Annotated in this window: 5 protein-coding genes; 4 read left to right on the top strand and 1 reads right to left on the bottom strand. The window is 68.5% G+C overall.

Going from position 1 to position 6,110, the window contains the following annotated elements; genetic code table 11:
- The 3 genes from FE256_RS01925 to FE256_RS01915 all read left to right on the top strand — a co-directional run.
- Window positions 1-432: cell division protein (locus tag FE256_RS01925; RefSeq protein WP_252370870.1), on the top strand; the 432-nt coding region annotated here is incomplete at its 5' end.
- Between the two features lie 9 nt (window positions 433-441).
- Window positions 442-1,035 (top strand): signal peptidase II, encoded by a 594-nt coding sequence (lspA, locus tag FE256_RS01920; RefSeq protein WP_394529543.1) that lies wholly within the window; start codon window positions 442-444, stop codon window positions 1,033-1,035.
- A 1-nt stretch (window position 1,036) separates the two neighbouring features.
- Window positions 1,037-1,960, top strand: coding sequence for an RluA family pseudouridine synthase (locus FE256_RS01915; RefSeq protein WP_138172538.1), 924 nt, complete (start codon window positions 1,037-1,039; stop codon window positions 1,958-1,960).
- A gap of 18 nt (window positions 1,961-1,978) precedes the next feature.
- On the opposite strand, the gene FE256_RS01910 is transcribed toward FE256_RS01915, so the two are convergent.
- Window positions 1,979-2,452: an NUDIX domain-containing protein gene (locus FE256_RS01910; protein WP_138172537.1), complete on the bottom strand. Its 474-nt coding sequence runs from the start codon at window positions 2,450-2,452 to the stop codon at window positions 1,979-1,981.
- A 99-nt stretch (window positions 2,453-2,551) separates the two neighbouring features.
- Here FE256_RS01910 and dnaE point away from each other — a divergent pair, with 99 nt between their 5' ends.
- Window positions 2,552-6,016 carry a DNA polymerase III subunit alpha gene (gene dnaE / locus FE256_RS01905; protein WP_252370872.1) on the top strand — a complete coding sequence of 1,155 codons (3,465 nt, stop codon included), beginning with the start codon at window positions 2,552-2,554 and terminating at the stop codon, window positions 6,014-6,016.
- Window positions 6,017-6,110: the final 94 nt, after the last annotated feature.

The raw sequence follows: 6,110 nt of genomic DNA, 5'->3' as shown, positions 1-6,110 counted from the left end.
CCCGCGACCCCCGCCGCCGAGGCGCCCAAGGCTGAAGAGCCCGTCGTCTCCGAGGTGCCCGCTCCGGCCCCCGCGCCCGCCGCGGTCGAGTCCGACGCCGCCCCCGCCGCGCAGAGCGCCGGCATCATCGAGCTGGCCCAGCGCCTGCACGACGAGCACGTCGCCGAGGGCAAGGCCCAGCGCGACCAGCTCGTCTCCGAGGCTCAGGCCCAGGCCGCGTCGATCGTGGCCGAGGCCGAGAAGCAGGGCCGTGAAGAGCGTGCCCGTCTCGAGAAGGAGCGCACCACGCTCGAGGGTCGCATCACCGAGCTGCGCAACTTCGAGCGCGACTACCGCTCGCAGCTGCGTTCCTACATCGAGGGTCAGCTCCGCGACCTCGACACCGCCGGTTCGTCGTCGGGCTCGACGCCCGTCTCGGCGATCGGTCTGTAGGCCGACTCTTTGCGCAGTCGATCTCCTCTGCGTTCGGCGGCGGCCGGCGCCCTCGTCGCGATTCTCGCGGCGATGGTGCTGGCCGCCGACCAGTTGGCGAAGACGGTCGCCATCGAGAACCTTCCGCAGGAGCGCGTCGTCCCCGTGATCGGCGAGGCCCTGCAGTTCTATCTCGTGCGCAATCCGGGCGCGGCGTTCTCGCTCGGTGAGGGTGTCACGTGGATCTTCACGATCGCGCTGGCGGTCGTCGCCGGCATCATCGTGTTCCTCGCCGTCACCCGGGTGCGCTCGCGTCTGTGGGCCGTCGTCCTGGGGCTGCTCCTCGGCGGCGTGCTCGGCAACCTCACCGATCGCCTTCTGCGCGCCCCCGGCTTCCCGGTCGGCCACGTCGTCGATTTCATCTCGACGCCGTGGATGATGCCCGCGATCTACAACGTCGCCGACATCTTCATCGTCTCGATGATGATCTCGGTGGCTCTCCTCGTCCTCTTCGGTCTGCGGTTGGACGGCACGCGCGAGACGCGCGCCTCGCGTGAGGCGTCCGCGACCGAACCTGTGGCCGAGGGCACGGTCGAGGCCCCCGGCGAGCAGGGTGCCCGCTGACATGGACTCCCGGAGTCTCCCCGTCCCCGACGGGCTCGACGGGGCGCGCGTCGATCAGGCGTTGGCCAAGCTGCTCGGTTTCTCGCGGACATTCGCCGCCGACGTCGCCGACGCCGGCGGCGTGACCGTCGACGGGCGCACCGTCGGCCGTTCGGATCGCCTGCGTGCCGACACGTGGTTGAGCGTCGAGTGGGAGCCCAAGCGCGATCCCGAGATCGTGCCGGTGGCCGTGCCCGATCTCGGCATCGTGTGGGACGACGACGACATCGTCGTGGTCGACAAGCCGTCCGGCGTCGCCGCCCACCCCTCCGTGGGGTGGGAGGGGCCGACCGTCCTCGGGGCCCTCGCCGCCGCCGGCTTCCGCATCGCCACCAGCGGTGCGGCCGAACGGCGCGGCGTCGTCCACCGCCTCGACGTGGGCACGAGCGGTCTCATGGTCGTGGCCAAGACCGAGCGGGCCTACACGGTGCTCAAGGCGGCGTTCAAGGACCGCACGGTCGACAAGATCTACCACGCGGTCGTGCAGGGACACCCCGACCCGCTCACCGGCACGATCGACGCGCCGATCGGGCGGCATCCGCACCACTCGTGGAAGTTCGCTGTCACGCCCGACGGCAAGGACTCGGTGACCCACTACGAGACCCTCGAGGCCTTCCCCCGGGCGTCGCTCCTGGAGATCCACCTCGAGACCGGCCGGACGCACCAGATCCGCGTGCACATGGCCGCGCACCGGCACCCGTGCGCCGGCGACCCGCTCTACGGCGCGGACCCCACCCTTTCGGCGCGCCTCGGACTCACGCGGCAGTGGCTGCACGCGCACCGGCTCGCCTTCGCGCACCCGGCGACGGGGGAGTGGGCGAGCTTCGAGTCGCCGTACCCGGCCGACCTGCAGCACGCGCTCGACGTCCTGCGCGACGGCGTCTGACGCCCCCGGGGCGTCGGCTCAGCGGCCTCCCTCGAACCGCGTCGGTCCCGCGGTGAGGGCTGCCCGCACGCGCGCCGCCATATCGGCATCCAGGATCTCCTCGAGGGTGGAGACCGGATGCCATCCGACCTCGGTCATCTCGCCGTCGACCGGCTCGGGCTCGCCCTCGACCCACGTGCACGAGAACGTGAGGTCGAGGTAGTCGCTCTGGTCGCCGTTGGCGTAAGTGACACGGGGGATCTGGTGCACCCAGGCGAGGCGGTCGACGCGGATGCGCACCCCCGCCTCCTCCTCGGCCTCGCGCGCGGCGGCATCCGCGGGTTCTTCGCCCGGGTCCACGATGCCGGTGATCGGAGTCAGGCGGCCGTTGTCGCTGCGGCGACCGAGCAGCAGATCGTCGCCGCGCAGGATCACGGCGGTCACGCCGACGAGCGGCAGGGGGCGGGTGCCGACGTGGCGGCGCAGATCCAGGACGAAGTCGGGAGTGGGCACGCGCCCACGCTAACCCGGGCCGATGTCGGAGGGGGAACGTACACTCGACGAGTGGCAGCAGACTCCTTCGTTCACCTTCACGTGCACAGCGAGTACTCGATGCTCGACGGGGCCGCACGCATCGGCCCGATGGTCCAAGAGGCCGTCAAGCTGGGCATGCCCGCGATCGCGGTGACCGACCACGGCAACACGTTCGCCGCGTACGAGTTCTACAAGACGGCGAAGGACGCCGGGATCAAGCCGATCATCGGCATCGAGGCCTACGTCACGCCCGGAACCCATCGGTCCGACAAGTCGCGCGTGCGTTGGGGCACCCCCGAGCAGCAGAGCGACGACGTCTCGGGTTCGGGAGCGTACACGCACATGACGCTGCTGTCCGAGACGACCGAGGGCATGCACAACCTCTTCCGACTGTCGTCCCGGGCGAGCATGGAGGGCTACTACTTCAAGCCGCGCATGGACCGCGAGATCCTGCAGACCTACAGCAAGGGCCTCATCGCGACCACCGGGTGCCCGTCGGGCGAGGTGCAGACGCGCCTGCGGCTGGGGCAGTACGACGCGGCGCGCGCGGCGGCCGCCGAGTTCCAGGACATCTTCGGCAAAGAGAACTACTTCGCCGAGATCATGGACCACGGTCTGTCGATCGAACGGCGCGTCATGGGCGATCTGCTGAAGATCTCGAAGGATCTCGGCATCCCGCTCCTCGGCACGAACGACCTGCACTATACCCATCAGCACGACGCGACGAGCCACGCGGCGCTGCTCTGCGTGCAGTCCGGGTCGACGCTCGACGACCCCAAGCGCTTCAAGTTCGACGGCGACGGCTACTACGTCAAGTCTGCCGCCGAGATGCGACAGGTCTTCCGCGACAACCCCGAGGCGTGCGACAACACCCTCCTCATCGCCGAGCGCTGCGATGTGGAGTTCAATACGTCGGCGAACTACATGCCGCGCTTCCCGGTCCCCGACGGCGAGACCGAAGACAGCTGGATGATCAAAGAGGTCGAGAAGGGCCTCGGCGACCGCTACCCCGACGGCATCCCGGATGCCGTGCGGAAGCAGGCCGAGTACGAGACCGGCGTCATCCTGCAGATGGGATTCCCGGGCTACTTCCTCGTCGTCGCCGACTTCATCAACTGGGCAAAAGACCACGGCATCCGGGTCGGCCCGGGCCGCGGTTCGGGTGCCGGATCCATGGTCGCGTACGCCATGAAGATCACCGACCTCGACCCGCTCCAGCACGGCCTGATCTTCGAGCGCTTCCTCAACCCCGACCGCGTCTCGATGCCCGACTTCGACGTCGACTTCGACGACCGTCGCCGTGGCGAAGTGATCCAGTACGTCACCGAGAAGTACGGCGACGAGCGCGTGGCGCAGATCGTGACGTACGGCACGATCAAGGCCAAGCAGGCCCTCAAGGACGCCGGGCGCGTGCTCGGCTTCCCGTTCAGCATGGGCGACAAGCTGACCAAGGCGATGCCCCCCGCGGTCATGGGCAAGGACATGCCGCTCGACGGCATGTTCAACCCCGAGCACCCCCGCTACAAAGAGGCGAGCGAGTTCCGCACGCTCATCGAGACGGATGCCGAGGCCAAGACGGTCTTCGACACCGCCCTCGGGCTCGAGAACCTGAAGCGCCAGTGGGGCGTGCACGCGGCCGGCGTCATCATGTCGAGCGAGCCGTTGATCGACATCATCCCGATCATGCGCCGCGAGCAGGACGGGCAGATCGTCACGCAGTTCGACTACCCCGCGTGCGAGTCGCTCGGACTCATCAAGATGGACTTCCTGGGGTTGCGCAACCTCACGATCATCAACGACGCGCTCGACAACATCGAGGCCAACCGCGGCCATCCGCTCGTGCTGGAAGACCTCGCGCTCGACGACGCGGCGTCGTACGAGCTCCTCGCCCGCGGCGATACCCTCGGGGTGTTCCAGCTCGACGGCGGGCCGATGCGCTCGCTGCTGCGGCTCATGCGCCCCGACAACTTCGAGGACATCTCGGCCGTCCTCGCGCTCTACCGCCCGGGCCCCATGGGCGTGAACTCGCACATCAACTACGCGCTGCGCAAGAACAAGCAGCAAGAGATCGAGCCGATCCACCCCGAGCTCGAAGAGCCGCTGGCAGACATCCTCGACACCACCTACGGCCTGATCGTGTATCAGGAGCAGGTGATGGCGGTGGCGCAGCGCGTCGCCGGGTACACGCTCGGCCAGGCCGACCTGCTGCGTCGCGCGATGGGCAAGAAGAAGAAGAGCGAGCTCGACAAGCAGAAAGAGATCTTCTTCGGAGGCATGACCGAGCGCGGCTACGGCGAGGTCGCGCAGCAAACGCTCTGGAAGGTGCTGGAGTCCTTCGCCGACTACGCCTTCAACAAGGCGCACACCGCGGCGTACGGGCTCGTGTCGTACTGGACCGCCTACCTCAAGGCGCACTATCCCGCCGAGTACATGGCGGCGCTCCTGACGAGCGTCGGCGACTCGAAAGACAAGATGGCGGTGTACCTCAACGAATGCCGTCGCATGGGCATCAAGGTGCTGCCTCCCGACGTCAACGAGTCGATCCGCTACTTCGCCGCCGTCGGCGAAGACATCCGCTTCGGCCTCGGTGCCGTGCGCAACGTGGGTACCAACGTGGTCGACGGGATCGTCGCGGCGCGCCAGGATGCGAAGTACACGTCGTTCCACGACTTCCTGTCGAAGGTCCCGCTGCACGTCGCGAACAAGCGCACGGTCGAGTCGCTCATCAAGGCCGGGGCCTTCGACTCGCTGGGGTCGACGCGGCGCGCGCTCGTGGAGATCCACGAGGACGCGTGCGAGGGCGCGGTGCTCGACAAGCGCCGCGAGGCCAACGGTGAGGTCGGTTTCGACTTCGACTCGTTGTGGGACGAGCCGCAGCAGGTGGTGAAGGTACCCGAGCGCCCCGAGTGGACGAAGAAGGACAAACTGGCGTTCGAGCGCGAGATGCTCGGTCTCTACGTCTCCGACCATCCGCTCGCCGGACTCGAGGTTCCGCTCGCGAAACACGCGTCCACGTCGATCCACGATCTGCTGGCTTCCGACGACGTCCAGGACGGAGACCAGGTCACGGTCGCGGGGCTCCTCACGAGCGTGCAGCACCGCGTCGCGAAGCAGAGCGGCAACCCGTACGGCATGGTCACCGTCGAGGACTTCAACGGCGAGGTGACCGTGATGTTCATGGGCAAGACCTACGCCGAGTTCGCCCCGGTCCTCCAGGGCGACGCGATCCTCGTCGTCCGCGGACGCGTCTCTCGCCGCGACGACGGGCTCAACCTGCACGCGCAGTCGGCCTTCGCCCCCGACCTCGAGGGCTTCGACGCGATGAGCGGCCTGACGCTCGTCGTACCCGAGCAGCGGGCCAACGAGACGCTGGTGGGGGAGCTCGCGCAGATGCTGCAGCGGCACGCCGGTGACACGGAGGTGACTCTCAAGCTGCACAAAGGTGGGACCGCCAAGGTCTTCGAGGTACCGATGCCGGTGCGCGTGACAGCCGATCTCTTCGGCGAGCTCAAGGGACTGCTCGGGCCCAACTGCCTGGGCTGAGATGCGGGACGCGTTGTCGACGCCGGGCTTCCCGGGGCGGCGCGGCCACTCTCACACTGACGACGGGCGCTCCGGTGCCCGAGGGAAAGGACCA

Origin of the sequence: Microbacterium sp. 5K110, from assembly GCF_005774735.1 — a bacterium.
In the GTDB taxonomy this organism is placed as follows: domain Bacteria; phylum Actinomycetota; class Actinomycetes; order Actinomycetales; family Microbacteriaceae; genus Microbacterium.
This window is presented reverse-complemented; position numbering and strand designations above follow the sequence as displayed.